This is a genomic window from Nostoc sp., assembly GCF_036917755.1.
In the GTDB taxonomy this organism is placed as follows: domain Bacteria; phylum Cyanobacteriota; class Cyanobacteriia; order Cyanobacteriales; family Nostocaceae; genus Nostoc.
The window spans coordinates 32,746-59,174 of sequence record NZ_JBALFC010000132.1 but is presented as its reverse complement, the minus strand read 5'-3'; the positions used below and the strand labels follow the sequence as shown (position 1 = coordinate 59,174).

23 protein-coding genes and 2 pseudogenes are annotated in these 26,429 nt (G+C 42.8%); 16 read left to right on the top strand and 9 right to left on the bottom strand.

Translation table 11 applies throughout. The annotated features are described in order from the left end of the window. Positions 1 to 767: 767 nt before the first annotated feature. Entirely contained in the window at positions 768 to 4,586 is a 3,819-nt protein-coding gene (bchH, locus tag V7L05_RS28425; RefSeq protein ID WP_335169162.1) for a magnesium chelatase subunit H, read from the bottom strand. Positions 4,587 to 5,114: 528 nt separating this feature from the next. On the opposite strand from bchH, the gene V7L05_RS28420 reads away from it, so the two are divergent. The 3 genes and pseudogenes from V7L05_RS28420 to V7L05_RS28410 all read left to right on the top strand — a co-directional run bounded on the left by V7L05_RS28420 (position 5,115) and on the right by V7L05_RS28410 (position 7,776). Beyond that, on the top strand, positions 5,115 to 6,056 hold the full coding sequence (locus tag V7L05_RS28420; RefSeq protein ID WP_335169160.1) for an N-acetylmuramoyl-L-alanine amidase: 942 nt from the start codon (positions 5,115 to 5,117) through the stop codon (positions 6,054 to 6,056). A 250-nt stretch (positions 6,057 to 6,306) separates the two neighbouring features. Continuing rightward, positions 6,307 to 6,603 (top strand): annotated as a pseudogene (locus V7L05_RS28415) (ISKra4 family transposase); the annotation flags it as partial. Between the two features lie 663 nt (positions 6,604 to 7,266). Further along, complete coding sequence (locus tag V7L05_RS28410) at positions 7,267 to 7,776, top strand: allophycocyanin subunit beta (protein WP_335169158.1); 510 nt, start codon at positions 7,267 to 7,269, stop codon at positions 7,774 to 7,776. A 227-nt stretch (positions 7,777 to 8,003) separates the two neighbouring features. On the opposite strand, the gene V7L05_RS28405 is transcribed toward V7L05_RS28410, so the two are convergent. Next, positions 8,004 to 8,288 (bottom strand): hypothetical protein, encoded by a 285-nt coding sequence (locus V7L05_RS28405; protein WP_335169156.1) that lies wholly within the window; start codon positions 8,286 to 8,288, stop codon positions 8,004 to 8,006. Between the two features lie 97 nt (positions 8,289 to 8,385). On the opposite strand from V7L05_RS28405, the gene V7L05_RS28400 reads away from it, so the two are divergent. From V7L05_RS28400 to V7L05_RS28355, 10 genes are all read left to right on the top strand, one after another. After that, complete coding sequence (locus V7L05_RS28400; RefSeq protein ID WP_335169154.1) at positions 8,386 to 8,715, top strand: type II toxin-antitoxin system RelE/ParE family toxin; 330 nt, start codon at positions 8,386 to 8,388, stop codon at positions 8,713 to 8,715. Between the two features lie 96 nt (positions 8,716 to 8,811). Next, positions 8,812 to 9,378: a cytochrome C gene (locus tag V7L05_RS28395; RefSeq protein WP_335169153.1), complete on the top strand. Its 567-nt coding sequence runs from the start codon at positions 8,812 to 8,814 to the stop codon at positions 9,376 to 9,378. A 400-nt stretch (positions 9,379 to 9,778) separates the two neighbouring features. Next, positions 9,779 to 12,571: a preprotein translocase subunit SecA gene (gene secA / locus V7L05_RS28390; RefSeq protein ID WP_335169151.1), complete on the top strand. Its 2,793-nt coding sequence runs from the start codon at positions 9,779 to 9,781 to the stop codon at positions 12,569 to 12,571. 203 nt (positions 12,572 to 12,774) lie between these two features. Then, positions 12,775 to 13,233 (top strand): aspartyl protease family protein, encoded by a 459-nt coding sequence (locus tag V7L05_RS28385; RefSeq protein ID WP_335169149.1) that lies wholly within the window; start codon positions 12,775 to 12,777, stop codon positions 13,231 to 13,233. 95 nt (positions 13,234 to 13,328) lie between these two features. Next, a complete protein-coding gene (locus V7L05_RS28380) occupies positions 13,329 to 14,192 on the top strand; it encodes a hypothetical protein (protein ID WP_335169147.1) in 864 nt (287 codons plus the stop codon). A gap of 167 nt (positions 14,193 to 14,359) precedes the next feature. Next, positions 14,360 to 14,587 carry a hypothetical protein gene (locus V7L05_RS28375; protein ID WP_335169145.1) on the top strand — a complete coding sequence of 76 codons (228 nt, stop codon included), beginning with the start codon at positions 14,360 to 14,362 and terminating at the stop codon, positions 14,585 to 14,587. A gap of 212 nt (positions 14,588 to 14,799) precedes the next feature. After that, positions 14,800 to 15,141 (top strand): hypothetical protein, encoded by a 342-nt coding sequence (locus V7L05_RS28370; RefSeq protein WP_292791419.1) that lies wholly within the window; start codon positions 14,800 to 14,802, stop codon positions 15,139 to 15,141. Between the two features lie 2 nt (positions 15,142 to 15,143). After that, the gene (locus V7L05_RS28365; RefSeq protein WP_335169142.1) at positions 15,144 to 15,539 is read left to right on the top strand and encodes an HNH endonuclease; all 396 of its coding nucleotides are present in this window, start codon (positions 15,144 to 15,146) and stop codon (positions 15,537 to 15,539) included. Positions 15,540 to 15,684: 145 nt separating this feature from the next. Next, a complete protein-coding gene (locus V7L05_RS28360; RefSeq protein WP_335169140.1) occupies positions 15,685 to 16,425 on the top strand; it encodes an RNA methyltransferase in 741 nt (246 codons plus the stop codon). 174 nt (positions 16,426 to 16,599) lie between these two features. Then, complete coding sequence (locus tag V7L05_RS28355; protein WP_335169138.1) at positions 16,600 to 18,162, top strand: serine hydrolase; 1,563 nt, start codon at positions 16,600 to 16,602, stop codon at positions 18,160 to 18,162. A 77-nt stretch (positions 18,163 to 18,239) separates the two neighbouring features. Here the strand turns inward: V7L05_RS28355 and dprA are convergent, their stop codons facing one another. Continuing rightward, entirely contained in the window at positions 18,240 to 19,358 is a 1,119-nt protein-coding gene (gene dprA / locus V7L05_RS28350; RefSeq protein WP_335169136.1) for a DNA-processing protein DprA, read from the bottom strand. A 68-nt stretch (positions 19,359 to 19,426) separates the two neighbouring features. Here dprA and V7L05_RS28345 point away from each other — a divergent pair, with 68 nt between their 5' ends. Beyond that, positions 19,427 to 19,633: a hypothetical protein gene (locus tag V7L05_RS28345; RefSeq protein WP_335169134.1), complete on the top strand. Its 207-nt coding sequence runs from the start codon at positions 19,427 to 19,429 to the stop codon at positions 19,631 to 19,633. A 126-nt stretch (positions 19,634 to 19,759) separates the two neighbouring features. Further along, on the top strand, positions 19,760 to 20,920 hold the full coding sequence (locus V7L05_RS28340; protein WP_335169166.1) for an alpha/beta hydrolase: 1,161 nt from the start codon (positions 19,760 to 19,762) through the stop codon (positions 20,918 to 20,920). A gap of 75 nt (positions 20,921 to 20,995) precedes the next feature. On the opposite strand, the gene V7L05_RS28335 is transcribed toward V7L05_RS28340, so the two are convergent. The 4 genes and pseudogenes from V7L05_RS28335 to V7L05_RS28320 form a co-directional block, all read right to left on the bottom strand. After that, a complete protein-coding gene (locus V7L05_RS28335) occupies positions 20,996 to 21,685 on the bottom strand; it encodes a YdcF family protein (protein ID WP_335169132.1) in 690 nt (229 codons plus the stop codon). Beyond that, positions 21,685 to 22,341, bottom strand: coding sequence for a DUF2301 domain-containing membrane protein (locus V7L05_RS28330; protein WP_335169130.1), 657 nt, complete (start codon positions 22,339 to 22,341; stop codon positions 21,685 to 21,687). The genes V7L05_RS28335 and V7L05_RS28330 overlap by 1 nt, the downstream gene beginning before the upstream one ends. A gap of 251 nt (positions 22,342 to 22,592) precedes the next feature. Further along, complete coding sequence (locus V7L05_RS28325) at positions 22,593 to 22,823, bottom strand: type II toxin-antitoxin system HicB family antitoxin (RefSeq protein WP_118167715.1); 231 nt, start codon at positions 22,821 to 22,823, stop codon at positions 22,593 to 22,595. A gap of 350 nt (positions 22,824 to 23,173) precedes the next feature. Beyond that, positions 23,174 to 24,559, bottom strand: a pseudogene (locus V7L05_RS28320) (NB-ARC domain-containing protein); the annotation flags it as partial. Positions 24,560 to 24,848: 289 nt separating this feature from the next. Between V7L05_RS28320 and V7L05_RS28315 the strand changes: the two are divergent. After that, positions 24,849 to 25,514, top strand: coding sequence for an SMI1/KNR4 family protein (locus tag V7L05_RS28315; RefSeq protein ID WP_335169128.1), 666 nt, complete (start codon positions 24,849 to 24,851; stop codon positions 25,512 to 25,514). A 187-nt stretch (positions 25,515 to 25,701) separates the two neighbouring features. On the opposite strand, the gene V7L05_RS28310 is transcribed toward V7L05_RS28315, so the two are convergent. Together V7L05_RS28310 and V7L05_RS28305 are read right to left on the bottom strand one after the other, a co-directional pair. Next, positions 25,702 to 26,127 carry a type II toxin-antitoxin system VapC family toxin gene (locus tag V7L05_RS28310; protein ID WP_335169126.1) on the bottom strand — a complete coding sequence of 142 codons (426 nt, stop codon included), beginning with the start codon at positions 26,125 to 26,127 and terminating at the stop codon, positions 25,702 to 25,704. Beyond that, on the bottom strand, positions 26,114 to 26,377 hold the full coding sequence (locus V7L05_RS28305; protein ID WP_335169125.1) for a CopG family transcriptional regulator: 264 nt from the start codon (positions 26,375 to 26,377) through the stop codon (positions 26,114 to 26,116). The genes V7L05_RS28310 and V7L05_RS28305 overlap by 14 nt, the downstream gene beginning before the upstream one ends. Positions 26,378 to 26,429: the final 52 nt, after the last annotated feature.

Here is a 26,429-nt window from a genome sequence, read left to right as displayed (position 1 = left end):
TGGTATCCAAGTTCTGTGGCGAGGTTGGTTAAAATTGCATGACCTGTGTGAAGGTTGGCAACTTGCAAAACAGACTTAACGGGAAAAGTCAGACCCCACAATAAGTAGTTGGATATTTTTTTATTTGTCAGTCCCTAATCAACCGGACATGATATCAAAGCCTCGTTAACGGAGTTAAAAGACTCGTTAACGGAGATAAAAGCCTCGTTGACGGAGTTCAGAGGCTCATTAACTAGATAAACAAAAATATTTACAGCTATTATTGCGATCAGAGCGAAGCAATCGCAAGGGGTGCGATCGCTTTATTTCGTTTTGCTGCGATGCGAATCAATTCAGGTCTTTTCACTAGAATTTGACAGTAATCTGTTCACGGACGACATCTTTACCGGAGAGTTGTTGCTCTGCGAGTTCCCGACTTGATATTATAATTAACTCTATCGCTTCGCGTAGACTTTTTCTAGCTTCTTGCAGCGTTCTCTCTTGTACATTAACGTGAGTTCGATGAACCTCTCCCTCCCAGCCTCCCTCTCCGAAACGGAAAGGGAGGAGCAACGAAAAATTAAGCTTTTTACTCCCCTCTCCGCTTCGGAGAGGGGCTGGGGGAGAGGTCAAACAAGATTTGTCGAACTCACGTTACATTAGCACCGGGTAACTCCTGGACGTAGCCGATATACCAATCATCGATCTTTTCAAATACAGCAGTAAAAGAATTTTCCATATAATTTGCTATTGAATGTTACGAGATAATGCCTAACTTACCCAACTCTCTAAACTGTAACGCCCTCTAATTCCTCATCTGTCAAGTCATACAACTGGCGCAACTTATCTAATTTATCACTATCAGCTTGCCAGAAACCGCGCCCATGCGCCTCCAACATTCTGCCTAAAATATTGCGAAAAGCTTCAGGATTTGCCTTACGTAATTTCTCCGCCATCTCTGCATCTAACGCATAAGTATCAGCCGCTTGGTCATAAACCCAATCATCGGTAAAATCGGCAGTACCACCCCAACCAATTAACGCCGTCATCCGTTGGGAAATTTCAAAAGCACCACCAGAACCTTGATTCGCCATCGCTTGCGCCCATTTGGGATTTACCAACTTAGTGCGATACTCCATTCGCAGCAAATCATCTAAATTGCGGGGTGTAGTATCTTTCGAGAAACTTTCCACAAAGCTGGTTGAAACCTTCTTACCGCGTTGTTTTTCTGCTGCCCTTTTCAAACCGCCGGTATTGGCGTAATATTCTTGAATATCAGTTAAACCATATTCTACCGAATCGATTTCTTGGACAATGCGATCGCTAGTTTTTAACAGTGTATTCAACACTTCCGGTCTAGCTTGACCTTTATCTTCTCTCCCGTAGCTGAATACATTGCGACTTTGCCAAGTATTGCCCAACTCCTCGCCAGATTCCCAATTACCATCAACTACACTATCATTGACCAAAGAACCAAAATCACCCGCCGGATTAGAAAACAATCTCGCCGATACATTTTCTACACCTTGGGCTTTTAAAGCTAAAGCGTGTCTTCTAATAAAATTCTGATCTTCCGATTCATCAGCATCAGCCGCCCGTTGAAATAAATCATCCAACAATTCGATGATATTTACAAAACTATCCCGGAAAATCCCAGACAAATTACCCAACACATCAATGCGGGGATGTCCAACCTCCGCCAACGGTTTCAATTCATAACGAACAACTCTACCAGTTCCTTCCTTAACAGGTTCAGCCCCCACCAATTCCAAAAGAATCCCCAAAGATTCGCCCTTAGTTTTAATCGCATCCAATCCCCAAAGCATCACCGCCACCGTTTCAGGATATTTCCCATATTCATCCAAATGCTGGGCAATAATTTTTTGAGCAATTTCTCGTCCCCGTTGGTATGCAGCAGGTGAAGGCATCCGATAAGGATCTAAAGCATGAATATTCCTTCCAGTCGGCAAAACACCAGCACCATCCCGCAACAAATCCCCACCAGGCGCAGGCGGAATATACTCCCCATTCAACCCCCTTAACAAATTCGTTAACTCATCCGTAGATTTCATCAACAAATCCCTTATTAGTCTTTCTTCCTCCTCTCTCTCCTCTCTGCGTTCTCCGCGCCTCTGCGGTTCGTTTTGTTCCTCCTCCTCCCCAAAATAAGCCTCCAAATACGACCCTAATTCCTCCTCATTCGGTGCTTCCCCCAAAGTATGCAACCCAGAAGAAAACAATCGATTTTCTAAAACTTGCAAATATCCATATAACTCCACCAAATAATCATCAAAAGCATGAGCGCTAAACATCCGCACATTTTCGGGAGTAAACGCAATCCCCAACCTTTTAGCATCTGCAAACGGACAATCTGCATCTAAACCAGAGTCCACAATTTTTTTACAAATCGCTTCCTTCAAGACATAATTCTTTTGTGGATCTTCACGATACTCCGAAATCAAATCTCGCAATGCTACCAATTCCTTATATAAACCTGCACGACCATAAGGCGGTACATTATGAGAAATTAACACACCATAACCGCGACGTTTTGCCAACATCGATTCCGAAGGATTATTCGCCGCATATATATATAGATTAGGCAAATTTCCTAACAAAATATCCGACCAAGAATAACCCGTATTACCCAAAGGAGAACCAGGCAACCATTCCAGCGTCCCATGCATCCCAAAATGAACTAAAGCATCAGCTTGAAACTCATTTTGCAACCATTTATAATAAGCAACATATTGCGGATGGGGCGTTAAATCTCGTTCAAACATTAAGCGCATCGGGTCGCCTTGTATACCCAAAGGTGGTTGTACACCTATCCACACATTTCCTAATTGCACACCACCAATTTGGAATTCATCGCCATAGGTTTTAATTCCAGTCCCCGTGAGAGATTTCCATTGTTTCTCGATGCGAGAGGTTTGCAGATATCCCAACCATTTTTCTAATGTGCGGACATTTACAGTACTTGTGGGGGAGCCACTGCGTTGGGCGGGTTCCCCGACTTGAAGCAAGTGGCGTTGGGCAGCGTTCGACTGAGCGCTCACGCCGAAGTCTTGCCCGCCATTGTCTACGGGCAGGCGAGACGACTGCCCCACAAGAGGATTAGCTTCATCCGCTTCTTTCACTCGGCGAATCAATTCTTCGCCATCTTCCGGCAAATCCCCGACGGTGTAACCTTGTTCTTTGAGTGCGTGGAGAAACTTCAGCAAACTACGCGGCACATTTAATAATGCAGCTGTCCCCACAGCACCATAGCCGGGAGGAAACCCATATAAAATGATCGCAATCTTGCGTTGCGATGCAGGTTTTTGCCGCAAAGCCACCCAATTTTTCACCCTACCAATTAATCTTTGTACCCGTTCGGGAACCAGATAAATATTTTCGCCCACCAAACCACCGAGAGGAACGGTATCAATAGCCCCATCTAATTCTGGTAACGCGTACAACACGACACTTTGCAATCCACCGACACCTTGGCGCGTCCATGAGTAAATATCTTGAATTAATAGTGGTGCAGCAACAATATAAGGTACATTCTTGGCAGTGAGGATGCGCTTTGCAACTTCCACCTGACGCCCAGCTTCCATTGAACCAGCCGGGCCACCCACCAGAGGAAAGCCAATTGTCGAAACGATCGCATCGACTTTTACTGCTTCACTAGATAGTGAGGGAGTCTCTATATTATCTAGTTGGCGTTGCTGAATTTCATAGTCGGTTGTCATCCAATCTCGTACCGCCACATGTCCTTCTACGCCGTTGATGAAAATAGGCAAAGGAATTAACCCAGCTTTTTCAAAACTGCGAATTAGTTGGGGAATATAGGGTTGTTTGGTGATGACGTGTTTTCGGTAGAGGAGAATTCCGATAACTGGTGAGTGGGGAGTAGGGAGTGGGGAGTGGGGAGTGGGGACAATGCCCTTCTTCTGATACCACTCTAGATATGCTTTTGGCGATTCAAAAAATCCTGGATAGTCGGGGTGGAGTAATCCGATGTTGGGGGTTTCGATTAGCGGGGGAATGTCGCCGACTTTTAAACCTAAGTATTTTTCTGCTAGTGTCCAGAATAATGAAGCGACGTTTTCTGAACCGCCAGCATTCCAGTAACCATAGATAATTAACCAGTTGCGTAAATCTTGGACTTTTTGCACTGGTACGTATTTCAGTAGTTTGGGGCCGATTTTTAAGAAGCTGATGTAACCAGCGAGTTTGTCTTCTTCTCGTCCGTTGCTAAATTTGTCAAGGATGAATTTAACTGGTTTGGGCATTCCTTTGGGATTGTCGCCAATGGCAAAGTCACCCAACTTGGTTAAACTCATCAATTCCAAGGCTGACTCAAACACTAGACGGATGGGAATTTGGGCAATGCGATCGCGCAACCACACAACCTGGTCATAATCAAATAGGAGGCTACCGAAAAATACATCCGCTTCATGAAGTGCTGCCTCTACCTCAGTGCGAATGCTGGTAAGATCGCGATCGCTAAATACCCGAATATCCAACTCTGGACAGCGAGAGTTAGCCAAAAAAGCTGCTTTTCTGTACAAGTCCGCGTTGAACGATTCAAACCCAGCAACCAAGACGATGCGTTTCATGCCTGTAAGCTACGAAATATTTCTTTACTTAAATTTTAAACTGGCTCACAGGTTGATTGTTGTTGATTGTTAAATATCTACCCACAGATTTCGGTCAGTAGTTCCTTGAGGTAAGACGTAAATTCAGCTACCATCTCAATTAACCAGACAATTGCTTGAGCAACTGGTTAAAGGTCGGTAAACTTCCGCCACAGTGTACTAAGTACATTTGTCAACGTTATTATCTAAATAATGGAGGCAATTGCTGCATTTCAATTTATTGCAAAAATTAACGGGTTATTCCCGATTTTGATAAATTATAATGGTTGTGTTTTTGGTGGCAATATACGTTTTAATTAGTGGATTTTACCACAGAATAGTTGCTGTTCAGGTTCACCCAAAAACTAATTTTGTCTACCAGAATAGTCATGCTTAAAATAATCTGGACATTCCCAACAAGTATTTCAAAAAATCTATTAGCAAAATTTTGTATCTATAATTGGAACAGATTTTAACTAGTGTAAAAATAAGTAACTTGAGGATGAAATCATGAAATTTGGAATTGATAGCGGGCATAATTGTCCACCAGACACAGGAGCCAACGGGATTAAATTTGAGGATAATTTAACTCTAGATGTAGGTAATAGAGTTATAGCCAAGTTAAGAGCTTTGGGAAATGAAGTCGTAGTATGTAGACCAAGTAGTGCTCGTACAGTAACTGAATCGCTTTCAAAAAGATGTTCTACAGCTAATTCAAGTAAAGTAGATATTTACGTCTCGATTCATTTTAACTGCTTTAATGGACAAGCTAACGGCACAGAAGTATATGCAACTAGCGATACGGGAACAAAAATCGCTAAACCTGTACTAGATGAAATCGTCAAGTTAGGATTTTTTAATCGCGGCGTTAAGAGTGGTTCCCACTTGTATGTTCTGAAACATACAGATATGCCGGCGATTCTGGTAGAAGGTTGCTTTATCGATTCGCAAAAAGATATGAATCTTTATAATCCTGAAGCAATAGCTAATGCGATCGTCAAAGGCTTAACTGGTAAAGTGCCAAGTGTTCCTGTTAAACCCGTACCAGATGAAGAGGAGAATGTAGATACCACTATTCTCAGACTGCAAAAATCCTTAAATCGACTCAAAATAACCGATAAAAATGGTAAAGCGTTAATAGAAGATGGCTTCACCGGGGCTAGCACCAAATCTGCCGTAGAAAAATTTCAGACTATTGTCGGAGTTCAGCCGACTGGAATTGCTGATGATGGTACATGGAATGCCATAAATCTAATTTTGGCAAAACGAATTATCAGACCAAACCATGCTGGCGGTGCAGTTGTCAGATACTTACAATATCGTGTAGGTATTGAGCCTGATGGTGTCTACGGGCCTCAAACAGAGGTTGCAATTAAGAACTTTCAAAAGCAAAATGGTTTAGATGCTGATGGCATTTTCGGGCCTGCTAGTTGGCAGAAATTAATTGGTTAGGCTGATAGAGAATGGCTCATCTGGATTATAAAACCATAGCGATCGCAGATGTAAATTTCTGCATCCTATGGTTTAATATCCCCACCAAATCGTAGATTTGGTGGGGTATAAAAACGCCGTTTATATTGATGTAAATGAAATCCGAGATATTTTAGCTGATTTTTCTAGTGAGTTAGGTTGAAAACGCGATATGAACTTCAGTTTCCTGATCCTGCTTGGATTTGGGCGTGTTAGGATCTCCTACAAAATAGACAATAATCTTGTCATCGATTGGGTGAACGCCCAATCCTTAGCTCCTAGGCTTACATGTATTGGAGATGGACACGATGGTATTTGGAATATTGTCTGTGAGTTTCAACCCGAAAAAGAGCGACGTGAAATACAAGACTTGTTTCATCTGATGGAAAATCTCCACAAGGTTGGTGGTTCGACGAAAAGAATAAATAAAGCTAAAGCACTTCTGTGGCAAGGAAAAGTAGACGAAACGATTGCCTCCTTTGCTAATTGCAATCTTAAACAAGCTCTTGATTTCTGTGCTTACCTTCAGGGATTAATCTTTGCTCACTAAATAAAAAGTGGGATGCTCCCTGATATAATTCTGCTCCAACGTCTTAGGGTTGTTCTTGTCGTATATCGTTGCAAGCATTCCAACAGTGCTAATATATCTGGCATGGGCTTTCTGTAGTTCTTGAGTTGTAGTTGTGGTAAAGAATAACTCTACTACGCAAAGCCCTCTGTATTTTGGCGAAGATATTGAGAAACACATTTTATAACCCTTATCTAGCAAGGCTTTTAGCCAATCAAAAAAATTGTGTTTCTTTTATTCGTTGCTAGCGGCGAAAAAACGCGGCTAGTTGGGCACTCACTTCATAAAAAATTCAGATTCATGAGCTAAACTCAAACGATTAAGACCATGCTTCGATGCAGTAGAAAGAAAGGAACGAATATTGGCGAATGAAACAGCAAAATCGAACGAGCGAGAACTTAACCCCTGTTTCTGGTTAAAGTTTCGGCAGAAGACGCTTAAAAGCTTTTAATGAGCAAATTGGTTATGCTGAACTGGGAGGAGTTGCAGAATCCGGATTCCCTCACAGGGCCGTCATGCTCCGTGGTCGGTAGCGGTACCGCTCCATAAACCCTTATCTCAATTCAGAATTTAAATAACGTATGGTTCGACTGTCCATAAACTGAACATTTGAAGAGGAATCTTATGCAGGACAAAACGACAAGTGTGGTTATGAGTCTCGGTCTGATGGGTAAATCCCTTAATGGCGATGTAGTCGGGTCTGTGAAAGATTTTCTGGCTACTGGTAGGGCACGGGTACAGGTGGTATCCATCATTGGTTCCAATGCATCTGAGATTGTCAAAACAGCAGCGAGTCAATTATTTCAAGAACAGCCTCAGCTAGTCAGACCTGGTGGAAATGCCTACACAACTCGTCGCTACAACATGTACCTGCGGGACATGAACTACTTCTTGCGTTACTGTAGCTACGCACTGATCGCAGGAGATGTCAGTGTGCTAGATGAGCGATTGCTGGCTGGTCTGCGAGAAACGTTTAACTCTCTGGGAATTCCTTTAGGACCGACTGCTCGAAGCATCCAGATCATGAAACAAACAGTCAAGGATAAACTAGTATCGACTGGTATTACAGATACTAAGCTGGTAGATGAACCATTCGACTATGTCGTGCGTGAGATCAGTGAGACGGATGTTTAGAGAAGATACTGTCAGTAAGTAGTCGTGCAAAATAAATTATCTAGTTGGGAGAGGCACTCTTGCAACAGGCAATAGGCAATAGTGGTGGAATACAGCGATTTCAGTCGTTTTCAAAAATAGCTAAATATTTATGCGTAGATACTTAGGTGATTTTTGAAAAAGAAATTACCAGCTAAAGTGGTTGAATCAATACATCCCATTTGGGTAAAAGTGGATTTCGCTGTAATCTAGAGTTGTTTTTCCTCCCAACGTTTTGCCCCACTCAAGGCTGATTGTAATCCCACGCAGATGATTCCTGTTCGTTTTTCTGCCAATCCTACCTCTATATTTTTTCTTCCCCAGCCAAATAGTGTTTCTGCCAACCTTGCGCTCCCCTGGCAATATTTCAGTGCCATCGTCGCCTGAAAACCCCGACGTTCTACTCCATCCATTTTTGATGCTGCCAGTCGCAGGTCTTGGATTTGTGATCGTGTTAACGATCCTGTTGAGGTTGCTGAGACTAATGTATCCAAATACTTGCTCCTGTCTCTTTAGTCATCTAGAAAGTATTTTACTTTTATTGGTAAATTCTTTCTCAGAAATCACCTAACTCCTGAATATAAACAAAACTTGTGTGACCTTTCAAAGAGATTTCGCAATATTCGCTCTGATGTTCAACCGATTATCGAGCAATTACAACAAGGAAATGTTGTCGGCGATGCCTACGGCGGGCTACGCCTACGCATTGCGGGCATCGGTGAGCAGTATATTATTTACAAGGTGAGAGTTCGCAACAGTAGTATCCAAAAAGGTAAGAGTGCTGGATACCGATTGATTTATCAAGTTGAGTCACCTACTAGTATTTTGCTACTAACGATTTATTCCAAGTCTGACCGAGAAGATATTGATCTAAATGAAATCCGAGATATTATGGCTAATTTTTCTGGTGAGTCAGATTAAAAACGCGATCTAAGCAAAATCACAAAACACTGCCAATACTGCGTAAGTCTTATGATTAGCACAAGCGCCACTTCTGAATATCTGGGAATGTGAGGAATGTCAATTTTTGTTAAGCGCAAAAACCGCGATCGCCAAGCGCTACAGCAAAGCGCCGAACGTGAATTTAAACGCCAATTTTTCGGTTTACTTTTGGTAATTGTAACATGGAGCCTAGCTATGGGCTGGCTTCTAGCCTTAGCAACTAACGCTCAAAGTGCCACTCCCTCCGCCGAAATTGGCACTGTTGACGTAGTACCTGCACAGTACCAACTGGGGCAAGAACTGTATTTAGAAAACTGCTCCACATGCCACATCGGCTTACCACCAGCCGTTTTGCCCACCCAAACTTGGAAAAATCTTCTGGAAGACTCCCAGCACTACGGCGCACAATTAAAGCCTTTAGTCGATCCGCAGCGCATCTTAGTGTGGAAATATCTTTCGACTTTTTCCCGTGTCCAGTTAGACGACGAAGAAACACCCTATCGCGTGAACGACTCGCGTTATTTCAAAGCTTTGCATCCAGGTGTTAAGTTACCACGTCCCGTCCAGCTTGGCAGTTGTGTCAGCTGTCATCCCAGTGCTAGTGATTACAATTTCCGCCGCCTGACAGCAGAGTGGAAGTGAAGAGTTAGAAGTTTTGGAAATGCTGATCATTGCGGCTTTGGCGCGAGTAAGGGAGGCGGCAGCCCCAATGAGAAGCATTCCCAGTCTGAGACTGGGAACGAGTTAAAGGATTTTCGCTTACTAACTTTCACGTTAAGTTGACAATAACTCCTGACTCTATTCTCCCACTCCTTCTCTGGCCTCATCTGGGGGCAAAATGATACTATGAAGAAAGAGTAAATATAAGATAAGAGTTAAAACCAATCATTTAAGAAACTGATTGGCTCGTTTTTCTCCTGTTTTTGAGGTAATTCTCATTTCACACCCATCCACGACCAAGACGGTTGGGTTGGGTTAAATGTTTATAATCAATGCCGAACCTTTAATCCCCATCCCCCTTGATTCAGTTCTATAATCTGCCATGCTAAAACTTTTGTTGGGCGACCCCAACGCTCGTAAGCTTAAAAAATACCAACCTTCTGTTACTGAAATTAACCTTTTAGAGGAAGACATTAAGGTTCTTTCCGATGATGAGTTAAAAGGTAAAACTGCCGAATTTAAACAACGGCTTGCCAAAGGCGAAACTCTGGATGACCTATTGCCAGAAGCTTACGCCGTTGTCCGGGAAGCAGGACGGCGAGTTTTAGGCTTGCGGCACTTTGATGTCCAACTCCTTGGCGGGATCATTTTGCATATAGGGCAAATTGCCGAAATGAAAACCGGCGAGGGTAAAACACTAGTCGCCACCTTGCCGAGTTATTTGAATGCCCTCACTGGTAAAGGTGTACACGTCATCACCGTCAACGATTACCTGGCTCGTCGGGATGCGGAATGGATGGGACAGGTGCATCGATTCTTGGGGCTGAGTGTGGGGCTAATCCAGGCAAGCATGACTCCCAGCGAACGCCAGAAAAATTACGACTGCGATATTACCTATGTCACCAACAGTGAGATCGGGTTTGACTACCTGCGGGATAACATGGCGACATCAATGGCAGATGTGGTGCAACGCCCCTTCAACTATTGTGTGATTGATGAGGTAGACTCGATTTTAATTGATGAAGCGCGGACACCACTGATTATTTCTGGGCAGGTGGAAAGACCTACAGAAAAGTATCTGCAAGCTGCTGAAATCGCATTCACACTCAAAAAAGACGAGCATTACGATGTGGATGAAAAAGCTCGTAATGTGCTATTGACAGATGAAGGCTTTGCTGAATCGGAAAATCTTTTGGGAGTCACAGATTTATTTGACCCGGAAGATCCTTGGGCGCACTTTGTTTTCAATGCGATTAAAGCCAAAGAACTTTTTCTCAAGGACGTAAATTACATCGTCCGCAATGGGGAAGTGGTAATTGTGGATGAATTTACCGGTCGCGTACTACCCGGACGGCGTTGGAGTGATGGCCTACACCAGGCTATTGAAGCCAAAGAACACGAAGAAATTCAGCCAGAAACTCAAACTCTAGCGACAATTACTTATCAAAATATGTTTTTGCTGTATCCAAAACTCGGTGGAATGACCGGAACGGCAAAAACGGAAGAACCAGAATTTGAAAAAATTTACAAACTGGAAGTCGCGGTAATTCCCACCAATCAAGCCAGAAGACGCGAAGACTTGTCTGATATGGTCTTTAAGACAGAACCGGGCAAGTGGGGTGCGATCGCTAAAGAATGTGCCGAAATGCACCAAATCGGCAGACCTGTATTAGTAGGAACCACTAGTGTAGAAAAATCCGAACTTCTCAGCCGGCTGCTGAAGCAGCTGGAGATTCCCCACGAATTACTCAACGCCCGACCGGAAAACGTGGAACGTGAGGCGGAAATCGTCGCCCAAGCCGGAAGAAAAGGTGCTGTAACCATTGCTACTAACATGGCTGGTAGAGGTACAGATATCATCCTCGGTGGTAACTCCGAATACATGGCGCGTTTGAAGCTGCGGGAATACTTCATGCCCCGAATCGTCATGCCAGAAGATGAAGACAGCTTTGGCGTTCAAAGAGCAGCCGGATTACCAACAGGACACGGCAGTGGTCAAGGTTTTGCCCCTGGTAAAAAAGTCAAAACTTGGCGGGCTTCACCAGAGATTTTCCCCACCCAGTTGACAAAAGAAACGGAGAAACTACTTAAAGAAGCAGTAGATATTGCGGTGCGTGAATATGGCGATCGCAGTTTACCGGAATTGGAAGCAGAAGACAAGGTGGCGATCGCCGCAGAAAAAGCTCCCATCGACGACCCTGTAATTCAGAAATTGCGGTCAGCATACAACCGCATTAAGCAGGAATACGAACAATTTACTACCCGCGAACACAATGAAGTAGTGGAAATCGGGGGTTTGCACGTAATTGGTACAGAACGCCATGAATCGCGGCGGATTGACAACCAGTTGCGCGGACGTGCAGGAAGGCAAGGCGACCCTGGAACAACGAGATTCTTCCTCAGTTTAGAGGATAATCTACTGCGGATTTTTGGTGGCGAGCGGGTTGCTGGGTTAATGAATGCTTTCCAAGTGGAAGAGGATATGCCCATCGAATCTGGGATGCTTACCCGTAGTTTGGAAGGCGCACAGAAAAAAGTTGAAACTTACTACTACGATATTCGGAAGCAGGTGTTTGAGTATGACGAGGTGATGAATAATCAACGTCGTGCTATTTATGCCGAACGCCGCCGGGTTTTAGAAGGTCAAGATTTGAAAGAACAGGTAATCAAGTACGCTGAAAAAACGATGGATGACATCGTTGACTACTATATCAACGTAGACTTGCCTTCGGAAGAGTGGGAGTTAGAAAAGTTGGTTGAAAAAGTCAAAGAATTCGTCTATCTGTTAGCGGATTTGCAAGCTAGTCAATTAGAGGATATGTCGGTTACTGAGATTAAAGCCTTCCTCCATGAACAGGTGCGAATTGCTTACGACCTCAAAGAAGCGCAGATTGACCAAGTTCAACCCGGACTGATGCGCCAAGCTGAACGCTTTTTTATCTTGCAACGCATTGATACTCTGTGGCGCGAACACCTGCAACAAATGGATGCCTTGCGCGAATCGGTAGGATTGCGTGGTTACGGGCAAAAAGATCCGTTGATTGAGTATAAGAGCGAGGGTTACGAACTCTTCTTGGATATGATGGTTAACATTCGCCGAGATGTGGTGTACTCGTTGTTCATGTTCCAGCCGCAGCCGCAGCAGATGATGCAGGCTTCGTCTGAGATGGTGTAAGTAGCGAATATCTCATGCAGAGACGCAGAGGCGCAGAGGCGTTTTTGCGTCTTTGTGTTTTAAGGCATCTCTCAAAAATATTTTGTTCAGGACTTACGCACAAGCAACGGAAAATCGAACCACAGAGGACGCAGAGGACACGGAGGAATAAGAGTTTGAGAGGTTTCTTGCGTAAGTCCTATTGTTTTCAGGAGTTTACTGAAATGGGTAAGCTGGTACTGCCAAATCTTCAGGGTAAGCAAATGGGGCAAGTAATAGTTACCCTCACTGTCACAAATCGAATTGATCAAGTTTTGGCACAGCGAGGCTTTATTTCTTCGGAGGAAGTTCGCTCTTATACTCTGAATGATGTTTTAGTTGATACGGGTGTAACTTTGCTGTGTTTACCTGCTAGTATTATTAGTCAACTAGGTTTAGTCCAAGGTGGAGAAGCCCAGGTAGAGACTGCTGCTGGAGTGCAGCAGGGGCGAATTTTCCGAGATGTTGAACTTAGTATTGCAGAGCGTCAAGGAACCTTTGATTGTTTGCAACTCACAGAAGTACCCTATGCCCTTTTGGGTGTGACGCCTATGGAAGTTTTAGGGTTAGAACCAGACCTTAAAAATCGGAAGTTGCGGGTTTTACCGATGAATTCTGAGCAAACTTATCTGAGCGTATTGTAAGCGATCGTATGTTTTATGCTGAAAGCAGGTACTCAGCTTTTCAGGTATGCGTTATGACGGGTAATTAAGTTATGCCTCTGTTAAGAGTAGATTATATGGCAGAAAACATTGATTATGAGCAAATCTATCAACTGACATTCCGTAAACAATGGGCTGAGTTATTGGAGCTTGTTTATAAGTATTCAAAATCTGCTTCTTCAGATGAATTAGTTATGAGAGCAGTAAATACTTTTGAAAATGAGTTTTTTGGAGAATTAGATAAAGGAATTGCCAACGATAATATTGAAACTGTATTAGAAAATCTATTCCTACTTCATAAAGGTAGAATCTATAGTTTAACAGAAGATAGAGCTATTAGAGTCGTTGTTGAGTTGGTTAATATATATAGAAATAAAAGCTTACTGCTTGAAGCATATAATTATGCTAAATTTTATCCTAAACAGGAAATATGTGCTGAAGTAATTAGGCTGCACGAGGAATCATTACCCAAAGTTGTAGAACATTCTCAGAGTAATCAAATAAAGGTAACAGAAAACAAAAATCTAGCCAATGTTAAATATACTATCAGCCTCTTTAAATCTCATCAAGAGAAAGAATTTTTCATGGCTGTTAGGGAAAACTTTCAAATGTTTGTAGTTTATCCTAATGTTGCATTAAGTTGTTTAATTGAATTTGATAAAATTAAGAGTAATTTGTCCCAAGAAGAAATTAGCTTCTTTTTTAGAGGAATTGTAGATTGTGTTGTATTTGATCAACATGAAAGCTATAAACCAATTAAATTCTTTGAGTTAGATAGCTATTATCATGATTCGCCTGAACAAAAACTAAGAGATAGTTATAAGGATAAGATTTTGGCATTGGCGGGACAAACGCTTTATAGGATTAGAAAGACCTCGAATAATCAGGGCAGGGCAGAATTCATGAAACTAATAAGAGAAATAGTAAATGTAACATATTAATTTACCAAATGTTGAAGAAGATACGATCGCTTCTACTTGGCGTAGTTTTGGGATTGTCTGTGGTGCGATCGCAAAGTAAAGTAGTTTATCTAAACTGTTAAACCGTAAAGCTATACCTAACCCTAGCCCAACTAGAATAAGTTTAGGACGCTGGACAGGAGAGAAAAATGGATACATCTATCCTTGATCAAGTGATTGAGCAACTGAAAGTTATGCCCCAAGACTTGCAGTCGCAAGTGCTTGAATTTGCACGCGCCTTGGCAGGTTCAACAATTCAAGGTGTTCCAGGTCAGCAACTACTACGTTTTGCAGGTTCAATACCAACAGATGACATACAGTTAATCCGCGAAGCAATTGAACAGGACTGTGAGCAGGTTGACACCAATGAATGTTAAAACAGAAAGTTCTACCTTTATTAAAAATTAAAAAATGAATATTCAAGACGCTTTTAATACTGCCGCAGGAGATTATGATTAGAACTACAGAGGACTGGAGGCTATTGCCGATGAATTGGAAGAGCTACATCTGTCTGACGGCGGGGTAGTTCACTCTGCCAGTCTTGCCACGTTTACAATGGGGAGAAGATCACACTTCAGGAAAGCGCACTATGCCGAAAATCACCCTGGAAGTATCAGAAGAACTATCTAAAAAACTAGCACAAGTAGGCGATCGCTTACCTGAACTACTTGCTCTGAGCCTCCAACAACCAGCTGTACCAGCACAAGTTTACCGATATATCCTGGATTTTCTGGCCAGCAACCCTACTCCTGAACAAATTGCTGAATTTAAACCCACCCCCGAAATGCAAGAACGGTTGCGTACATTGTTAACACGCAGTAACGCAGGTGAACTCACACCCACAGAGTTGAAAGAACTAGATGAGTATGAACGTATTGAACACTTAGTTGTGATGATTAAAGCAGGCAACTTATCTTATTTGACCAGTTAACCGTGAGTGGAATCTATATTCCGGTTAGTCTTCGCCGACTGGTAGAAGAACGCGCAAACTATAGATGTGAATATTGCCAGTTACCCGCAGGAGTCGCCTTTTTTCCCCATGAAATTGACCATATTATTGCCCAAAAGCACGGCGGTGTAAGTGATGCTGATAATTTAGCGCTCACCTGCTGGCGATGTAACCGTCACAAAGGCACTGACTTAGGATCGTTTGATCCAGAAACAGGGGCTTTTAGTTTTCTGTTCAACCCACGCACCCAGAAATGGACTGAACACTTCACCTTTTTAGAACTCGATCTGCTAGGATTAACGCCTCCAGGACGTACAACAATTAGATTGCTACAAATAAATAGCGACGAACGACTAGCTGAACGGCGGAGATTGCGCTGAATAAAGAAGTGTAAGTCACTGTTCAGAACTGCCGTGGGTATTTACTTACTCTCGTTACAATAATGTGAAGGAAACTTTCAGCAGAACACACAATGCTGAGAATTAGCCTAAAAATATCATTTGGTGCGATCGCAGGAGGCAAAAAATGGGCTTGGCTGGATTAAGAATTGTGTTGGTAGAACCAGCCGGGCCGATAAATATCGGCGCGATCGCCAGGGTAATGAAAAATTTCGGGCTATATAATTTAGTATTAGTAAATCCCCAATGCGATCCGCTATCATCGGAAGCTTTGATGATGGCTGTTCATGGTCAAGACATTTTAGAATCTGCGGTATTAGTGGCGACCTTACCAGAAGCATTGCATGGATGTGTCAGAGCGATCGCCACCACCGGACGCTTTCGGAGTTTGCAAACACCTTTAGAAAACCCCCGCACTGCACTACCCTGGTTACTGGAGGAACCAGAAAAACCCACAGCACTAATCTTTGGCAGAGAAGACCGGGGATTAAGCAATGAAGAATTAAATTATGCACAGCGATTTGTTTGCATTCCCACAAGTCAAGATTATCTAATCCTGAATTTGGCTACTGCCGTGGCAATCTGTTGTTATGAATTGTCACAATGTGTAGAACAACCTAATACTCAGACCTTACCCCAAACGGAACTTGCACCAATAGATGTTCTGGAAGCATACTACCAGCATTTAGAATCACTATTATTGAAAATTGGTTATGTGTATCCGCATACGGTAGCTAGTCGTATGGAAAAATTTCGCCAACTGTATAATCGCGCTGAACTGAAAACAGGGGAATTAGCCATGCTGAGAGGGATTTTGCAGCAGGTAGAATGGGCGATTAAAAACCAGAGGGATGGTGAAAACTTGTAATTATTCGTTTAATATATACGCAATCATGCCCCTAAAATAATTAATATGGCTTAAACTAAACACAAAAATGCTACTTAGTGGCAAAGTAGAATTTGAGTATTAATATTGCTTAAAGATTAAGTTTTGGGTCAGGAGTCTGCAAGAAAACAGTCAAGTGGGTCACAAGGAGTAACTGTGTCAGAGTCAAGTGACGAACTAACAGCTTTCTCGCGGCGTCAACCCTTAAATCGCCGCCAGCGGCCACAAAAAGTTCAAAAAGTGGTAAAGAAGAAAGTTAAAGCTAATAGCCAGCAGCAAGATGCGAATGGACGGCAAGCGGCGCTAACACGCCCAAAAAATCAAATCAGTCCTCCCCCAATCCCCGGTGCTACACGTCGGGTAAAATCGGGGTTAGTCATGCCATCAGCAGTGAAACCAATGCCTAGTGTAAGGGGGAAAATTCCTCCCTTTCGACCAGGTGCTGTGATGGTCAAAACAGTGCGGATGGAAAAGCCAAAAAGAGTCCGGCGATCATCGCAGAAAACGCGGTTAAAGCCAATGGCCAAAACTATACTGTATATTGTGCGATTGTTGATTGTCGGTGTTGGGATGGGTGCAATTGTGGGCACGGTGTTGTCAGTATTAGACCCGGCTAATCGCATCACCACAAATTCGACACCGCAATCTAATAGTAATGTGGCGCGATCGCAGCCACAACCTACACAAACTCCCCAAGCCGCAGTTTCGAGTTTGTATCTATCCCAGGAAATTACCTCTTTGAAAAATGCCGTGCAAAATTTGGCTACCAGCAACCCAAATCTTACACCCGGTGTTTTTTTAGTAGATTTAGATAGTGGTAATTATGTAGATGTCAATGGCTCAACCAGTTTTCCGGCGGCTAGCACAATTAAAGTGCCGATTCTAATTGCCTTTTTCCAGGATGTGGATGCAGGGAAAATTCGCCTAGATGAAATGCTGACCATGCAACAGGATATGGTAGCCGGTGGTTCGGGAACTCTGCAATATAAACCAGCCGGAACCCAGTACGCTGCTTTGGAAGTCGTCACTCAAATGATTACAATCAGCGACAACACAGCGACAAATATGCTGATTGCCCGATTGGGAGGAATGGATGCTTTAAACCAGCGTTTCCGAAACTGGGGATTGACAAACACAATAATTCGTAATCAACTCCCAGATTTGCAAGGGACAAACACCACTAGTCCGAGGGAATTGGGGAATTTGATGGCGATTGTCAGTCAAGGAAATTTGGTGAGTATGCCATCACGCGATCTCATGCTCGATATTTTGCGTCGCACTCAGAGAGACACTCTGCTACCATCGGGTTTGGGAACAGGCGCAAGAATTTACCACAAAACGGGTGATATCGGCACAATGTTGGCAGATGCAGGTTTAATTGTTGTTCCAACTGGCAAGCGCTACATAGCCTCTGTCATGGTACAACGCCCTAATAACGACCCTCGCGCCGAAAAACTGATTAGCTCAATTTCTCGTGCTGCCTACCAAGAGTTTAGCCAAAATGCTGTTACACCCAACAATACCACAAGCACTATACCCGGAAATGCTTATCAGCCCCCTGTTGTGAGTCCAGCTTTACCCAACAGTACGACAGGCAATGTACCTAATGGTTATCAGCCCCCTGTTGTGAATCCTGCACCCAACAGTATGGGAGCTACAGTACCCGCAAACGGTTATCAATCTCCAGTTATGAATCCGCAATATTACCCCCCAAGATAATTTGGATTTTTGAATTTTGCATTTTTGCATTAGACATTTCCAGAAATTAATTAATCTATTTCCTACTCAGGTTTTAGTTAACTTTTTTGATATCGCATTCCTGGCAGTTGCGAAATTAAACCCATAAGTTCCAACTGTAATAAGGCACCGGAAACTGAGCCAGCAGCCATGCCGGTTTGTTGGACAATAAAATCGAAGGATAAAGCCTCACAAGTGAACGCATTCATTATCATTTGCAATTCTGGCGATAAAGTTGGCAAACTTAACTGTTCTGGTGCTGTAAAAGCCTCGATTCCATCAATTTGTGGTATTGCTCCTAGCATGGTTAACAGTTCATCTAGTTCCTTAAGAATGAAAGTTGCTCCCTGACTCAGCAACTTTAAACACCCTTGGGATGGATGATCGTCCAGTCTTCCAGGTAATGCATAGACATCTCTGCCAAATTCATTTGCGTAGGTAGCTGTTATTAAGGCACCAGATTTTAACGGCGCTTCCATTACCAGGATGGCGCGGGTTAGGCCGGCAATAATTCGGTTGCGACGGGGAAAGTGAGTGCGATCGGGTGGGGTTTTTGTGGGGTACTCACTCACGACTAACCCAGCCGTCAAAATCTGCTTGTACAGATCCCGATTTTTATGTGGATAGATCACATCTACACCAGTTCCTAAAACTGCGATCGTGCGTCCACCGGCTTTCATGGCGGCGATGTGGCTTTCTGTGTCAATTCCCTCTGCCATCCCAGAAACAACTGTAAAGCCATTTTTGGCCAAAGCTGTACTAATTTGGCGAGTCCAACGAATGCCGTATTCTGAGGGTTGACGTGTTCCGACAATCCCAACCATCGGTTTTTGTCCGAGATTTTCTTGGAGTTCGACTTCACCGCGATAGTATAAAATCGGTGGCGGACTCGGAGTTTCCAGCAATAAGCGGGGATAATCTGCATCTGCTGGTGTCCAGAAGTGGGGGTTTTCCTGCTGATGCTTGATGAATAGTTGTTCTGGGTGTAAACGCGATCGCTGTTGTACGACTTTTTCTAGTGTCTGAAAACCAAAACCCTCTACTTCTCCTAACTGTAGCTTGGTAGCGTTCCAAGCCGTTGCCAGTGTACCAAAATGCTGTTGCAGCCGTCGCAGTAATACCGGGCCAATTCCAGAAATTTGCGTCCAAGCTAGCCAATATGCTCCTTCTTCTACCACGGTTGCATCGTCACGCCTATTGGATTAAGTATTCCCAAATTTGGGCTGGCTGTTGATATAAAGGGGGAGTGGGGAGTGGGGAGTGGGGAGTGGGGGATAGGGGAGATAGGGGAGATAGGGGAGATAGGGGAGATGGGGGAGATGAGGGAGATTCTTCAAACGTCAAGGTTGAGCCTTTGAGGGTGGAAGTTGAGCCTTTAAGTAAGTGGGTGAAATTAAATATAAAACCTCACCCTGCCTCCGGCTTCCCTCTCCTTACTAAGGAGAGGGATTGAGGGTGAGGTTTGATCTTATGTTTAATTACGCCTACCTACTTAACTATTAAATATTGACTCTTGACTATTGACTATTGACTCTTGACCATTGACTATTGACTACTGACTATTCAACTATCTTCTGTGATGAAATATTTCTATCGTGTTTTAATATGCCTATCTGGGTGCTTAATATTTTTACTGCTGCATAGTGGCTTTGGTTTGTTGCCGAGTTTGGCTGCCGAAAAGATTGTTTTCAGGTACGGATTGTTTGAGCAATCGATTCCGGTGGCAGATATACGCAACTATGCCGATACGGAAAAGGTTTCTGCCGATCTGCAATCTTTCTTAGGTTATCTCAGCGCTAAGGATAAACAGAAGTTCCAAGATACTCTTCAGGTAAAAATGTCTCTTGATATTGCGGCTTTAGATAAGCTGCTAAATACAGGAATGGGCAAGCAAATTTTATCTTTTGCTTCCCAAGGGACTGTATTTCCGATACGATCCGCGATCGCACGTCCCGATCAAGGCAGTATACAAGCCCTACGATCTGCCATTATCTTAGGAGCAAAATCACTAGAAGGTCTAGGATTAATCAGCTTTCTAGAAGCGTATCCTAGTAATCAACTAGTTGTTGATGTGTCAAAAATTCAGAAGCTAGTCAGCATGGCAAATTTATCTTCTAGTTCTGCTGATGCACCTCCAAAAGACGACGTAAGTTCTTCACCTTTAGGGCAAATTGCACTGCAATATCAGATACTTGCTACCCAAGGTAAACAGTTCTCAGGTTGCTTATTTGGCGATTCTATTTCGGCTGAACTTGGTAATACCCTTGGGAGTGGTACTTTTAATTTTGGGTTAAATGGTCTGAGTACAATCTCATTACTGGAACAACTGAAAAGTTTAATTCCTACGAAGGTGAAATGCGAAAAAGCGATTATTGCCATAGGTGGAAATGATGCTTGGTATGGAATTAGTGATGAATTATTTAGCAAAAACCTGCAAGAGGCGATCGCACTTGTCCGCACAATGGGAAATAAAGAGATTTTTCTGATTCCGGCTTTTTATTCAACAGTTGCAGCCAGCTTAGATCCAACTGTATCAGCCCCACTTTCTAAAGTTGAACAAATTAATGCTCTGATTAATCAAGTTGCTGAAACAGAAAAAGTGCCAGTTGCAGCCGCAGGACTAGCACCCTTGTATGAGAATAATGTTCTTAAAGAAAATTTGACCAGTGATGGCGACCATCTAAATGCAGAGGGTCTAAAAATTTATCGACAAGCATTATTACAAATTCTGGGTAAGTAAGTAGGTCAACAGATAGATCCCCGACTTCTTTGAGAAGTCGGGGATCTCATAATTACGAATTACGAATTATCACCTTTAGTCTTTCCAATTCAAAAACCGGGCATAAATATAAGCGATCGCTTCATCAAGAATTGCCCGTACACCTTGGCTAGAACCCCACCATTTCTCTGGATCGTAATCTTGCGTTTTGGCAGCAATCACACCAACTTTGATATCAGGATTCAGTAATTTTTTGAAAATTAGCCAACTCCTACGGGTATGAACATCCAAGGAAAAAAGATTAATTGATTCTATCTGTAAATTTGAATTGGATAGCCAACGATCAAATTCAGCAGCAGACGCATAACTACGATCCTTAACCACGAAAGGTGTTGGAACAGCTACCACTTTTTCTGCTTCTAAACCGAGTTTGATGAAGGTAGCGACTGATACATCTGCAAAGTTATTATATCCAGTCAGATAACTTCCTTTTCCTAATGTGCCTCCTGTACTAATTATTTGACGATAAGAACCGGTTTTAAATTCAGTCAAAGCTTCTTCTATAGCGTAATCTGGTAGCCATCCTTCCACAACTAATACTTCTGCTGATTTGATCGGGGAAGTTACGGCGAGAAATGAGTGTATATGAGTAATAGTGAAAAATATCAAATAAGCAATCAAAGCGATCGCAATCGCCCACCCCTGAGCCGTAAGTGTCCACATTTCTTGGCATATTATTAGTTTTATTTTGGGAAAATCTTGACCACGGCGATTTTTGGTCTGCATTAAACCTTAGCTAAACGTTGCTCTTTCAAATAGGTAAAGACAGACTTATCTCCAATATCAGCAGGAATTGCTTGCACTGTCTTTCGCAGCGCAAACACCAAAAACAACGTCGCCCAAGTTCCTAATAAAACACTTTCCCCCTGAGTTGGTAAAATTCCCACCAAATGTCCTAACAACAGTAGCGGGACTACTAGGGTTAATACTTTGGTTTCCAGGCGATTGAAGCAAAAAGCCTCTTTAAAATAAATACCTGTCAAAGCAACAAAGATAAAACCAACTCCAAATAAGGTAATAGGCTGATTGTAAACAGTGAGAGCCAAAGGTTGACTACTAGAGATTGCCAGAATCACTGATGCTATAGTACCGATCGCCCAAAAAACTTGCAACATTCGGTGCATTGATGCCATGTAGATATGAATCGTAAATAAACTTACACCAAGAGCGAGACTAAAACAAGCATATAAAGGTGTAAGTGCGGTAAAAACAGTTGGGTTATTGTTGAGCAAAACTAAAGCGCTGCCTATGGCAAAGCTGAGTGCTGCTACCATTAACCCAGCGCGGTAGATAATTACGCCAGTGCGATCGCTCTGAGTAATTGTAAATTCCCCAAACTGACCTTGATAAACTTCTGCTGGAGGTAGTGTTTGCGTAGTCATGGTTAAAAATATAGTTAGGATTTACTAATAGAGTACAACGGGAAATTGCTGAAGGGTTACTTTTATTATTATGGGCAATGAAACCAACTTAGTGTGACAATCCCTAATATTCTTTTGCAAAAGTGTAGACGCTTCCTCGGTTTGTCGTCAGATATCGCTCTTTGTCGAGGATGTGCGATCGCTTGAAAAAATAATTTCCACTTCAGTCGATAGCGAACGCCACTAGATAAATTGTATAATTTAACAATTGACTAAGCAACCTGCAATGGTCGTGTAGGAAGCATCCTGGGTTCTGGTAGTGGCTTTCCCTCTTCTTGAAGCATCTCAACAAATGCCTCAATCACTTCTTGCCCATTTTTAGCGGCTTCTTCGTAGGTTTTCCCATGTGTATGAAACTCTTGCCAGGGGAACTCAGGCAAATGGACTAGGAAGAGTTGATCGTCCTCTGACCATTGAATCACCATGCTGTAGTGATAGCTCATCTATTATTCACCTTCCTCGCTTTCAAAGTCTTCCAAGCGTCCAACTCTTGGAGACGCTCTGCGCGTTCGCGTCCTTCTCCCAAGGGGAGACGCTCTGCGCGTTCGCGGTTCGTTTTTCTTTCTTGTACTTAAATATGGTTTAGCGCATCTTCATACAGAATTGGTATTACTATAAGTTTAGCGATCGCCTGATCTTCTAGGTTGATGATGATCCAATTCCAGAAAAAAGTAACATCCATCTACACCCTAGATATAGACAACATAATTTCCATTTAAGTCGATAGCGATCGCAGATCAGTTTACTAACCAGCAATAATACCTGTAAGAATTTTTACCAGCACCAATAAATCTTCTAGAGCTTGCAAAGCATCTTTAAAGGTTTCAATTTGTTTAACACTAATTGTCCAAAATTCTGCGGCTTTGTGGTTGGCAATTTCCCATTCATCGCTGGGGCGTAAACGCGCGATCGCCTCTTTCCGAATCACCGGATGCAGCCAATATTCACCTTTATCGCACTCTACCAAAGACCGATTTCTCAGGGAGGCAATGATTTGGCGATGTTGGTCAGGTGGGACATCCCAGAGTAAACAAAACAACCCTTGAGATGAGATGGTGGATATATCTTGGTAACGATAACATCCTAAACGGCAAAGCAGGCGATAGGCTTGGGGGTCGAGGGTTTGCAGACGATTGATTTGACTAACCGCTAAATTTTTTAAGTCGGTTGCTGCTAGCGGATCGGCATGATTTTCTTGCCAATAAAGAACCATGTCACCGTCAAAATCTTCCTGAATCGAACCACAAAGAATTCCCATTGCTTTAGCATTACCGCCATAAGTGCGATGCATGATTTGCAAAGTTGACGAGTTGATAGTTAACCCACGGTTGCTAAAAAACTGTTGCCATGCGCTTTGATCCAAACCAGGAAGCCGATAGTGATTCACATTTAGCCCAGGTTCACAAAGGCGATCGCGACTAGTAATCAAGGTAACAGACTGCACCCTAGCATCAGCCAAAACCCTCAATAGTTCTACATAGTTGCGGTGAGAAGCAATCAACCCACCTTGTTGATCTAATGCAGGTTCGAGATTGTCAATTAACACCCCAATCCGCCGATTGTCGAGTTGGCGCTTGAGTCGTCCCAAAGTTACGCCAAATTCTACCCCAGGTTCTTGATCAAAGTCTTGTTTGAGCCATTCCTCTACTACTCGTTCGGCGGGGGTGATATTTTGCGTTTCCTTCGCCATCAGCAGTTCTAAAACCAAGTCAAACCCCTGAGTTTGGAGATATTGTTGCGCTAGAGTGGTTTTGCCTAAGCCTCCCTCACCTTGGATGACAATGACTTTCGACCCTTGATTTACCAAAGTATTCAGATGAGCGATCGCTTCTGTTCGTCCAATAAAATTGGTATCCTCTAATTTTGGGGTGGAGTGGGGCGATCGCGAGTAATCAATCAAACTGGATATCGCAGTAGTTTTTCTCAAAACTCGCTCCAAAGCAGCGCGACAATTACTTTTGGTAATCTTTTCTCGCAATACTTTAGAAAGCAGCTTCCATAAATGAGAGCCAGCATCCTTGGCGTGTCCTTCCGTACAACCGTAAGAATGAGCGATATCCAAGTATTTTCTACCCAACCAAACTTGCACAAGAATCACTTTTTGCAAATCGCTCAACCGTTCCCCAGTCTGAGGGGGAATTATGGCATCTAACCATGCTAATGCTGCTTCAGCGTCCATTGTGTAACGACAAGGATAGTTCAGATTTTAGGGACAACTATGAATTACTTTACAGTTATATTGCTGGAGTTTTCGGATAAGATTTTGTAAACCCGACTTTTTTCCCGACTTTTCCGACATTGGCTAGAAGCCTCCAGCTAAACTGACAAAGCCTACGCAAGGTGGGCTAAACCCTTCTAAGCGTCACTGTGCCAAAATGGGAAAGAAGTTGCACAACTGGTGTTAAAAACCTACCAAATTGTTCTGCATATAAACTAGATTCTTTAGTTTGGGAAAGTTTGAGCGTAAAATGTCAGAACTAACTGAAGGGCTGAAACGAATTCATACATGGTTTACAAACAATATACCTGAGCGAATTTCTTGTCTAGCTCCAGGACTTTCGCGTGAAGATATTGAACAAAGTACTACATTTCTGCCATTCAAATTACCTGAAGAGGTTTACGAACTGTATCAATGGCGTAATGGTTCATCAGGATATGATTTCCTATTTGAAAATTATGAATTCATGTCTTTAAATGCAGCTGTAAATGCTTACCGCGAGCAAATGGGTGAAATTCGCTATCACGAGCGTGAAGAAGCATACTGGTTTGAACATAGTTTACCTATTTTCCAGCTTTGGTGTAACGGCGGTGTTTTGTATACAGTTGTGCCTAATGCACAGAGAAATAGCATCATACGCATATACGACTCAGAATGTAATGACTATTCACTGCGTTACGACAATTTGACTAACCTAATTTTGCATGGAGCAGATTGGTATGAAGCAGCTTACTTTGTGGAGAAGGAAAAAGCTTGGGATATTATAAATGAAGAAATGAACTGTTTGCTTGATGTCAAATATATGGCAAGAGATTATCTCGCAAATTCTACCCAAAAAGGAGCAGCAGTTTCAAGAATATGCCAGGAAATATATCAGCGTTACATTAATGGCGATATCTCATCAACCAACGCCTAAAGCCTTTGAGATAAATTTAATCCTCGGCGATCGCATTCTGCCCTCTGCCTTTCTTGATAAAATAAAACTCATTAGGTCACTCCAGCACCATCATTACTTATGGTGAAATCAGACCCCCGTCAATTGCCTAGTAGTGCTGAACTTCCTTGTTCAGACGATACCCCTGTGGATAACGAAGACCAGAACTTTATTCAAAATTCAGCAGCAAGTTCTTGAAAGGATTGCTGTTATTCCACCGGTAAGTATTAAAGTCTCGTTGATCAACTGTCAAAATCCGTCCATGTCCCAGATGTTCTGCTAGAACAACCAGAGAAGCATCTGCCATATCCATTGGCAAATCGGCATATTTTTCCATGAGTTCTACCATACGTGTAACATGGTGACTTCGTAAGTCGAACACCTCAAATGCTTTCTGTGCAACCTCTCTCAAAAAACTACATTGAGCATTATTACCACCTCCTCTGGCAAGAAGAAGATAACAAGTTTCGGTAATAACAGGGTAAGTAGTGACTAGTGGTTCATTGAGAGCATTTAAAACTTGTAGTGCTAATTGATGGTCTTGATCATTTTGGTTCCCAAGTGCCACAAAAAAGCCAGTATCAGCGATGATCATACTTTTGTTGCATTAGCGATCGCACAATGGCTTCAGAATTAGCAGCTAAGTCAGTTTCTCCTTTAAAACAGCCGATAAATTTACTTTGCTTGAGTTTCGCTAAGGGATCTGTTTTTTGTTGCTGAAGTTGTTGATAACGCAGTTCAATCGAAGACTTAATTGCCTCTATTGTATCTTGGTCAGCCTCCTGTTGAATATAGGCAAGCTTTTGAGCATATTCTTCATCTAGCTGAATATCAAAATTCTTCATCGCTACTAACTTGGAACGTTTACCTAAAGTATATCGTCCGCGTCGAATCGTC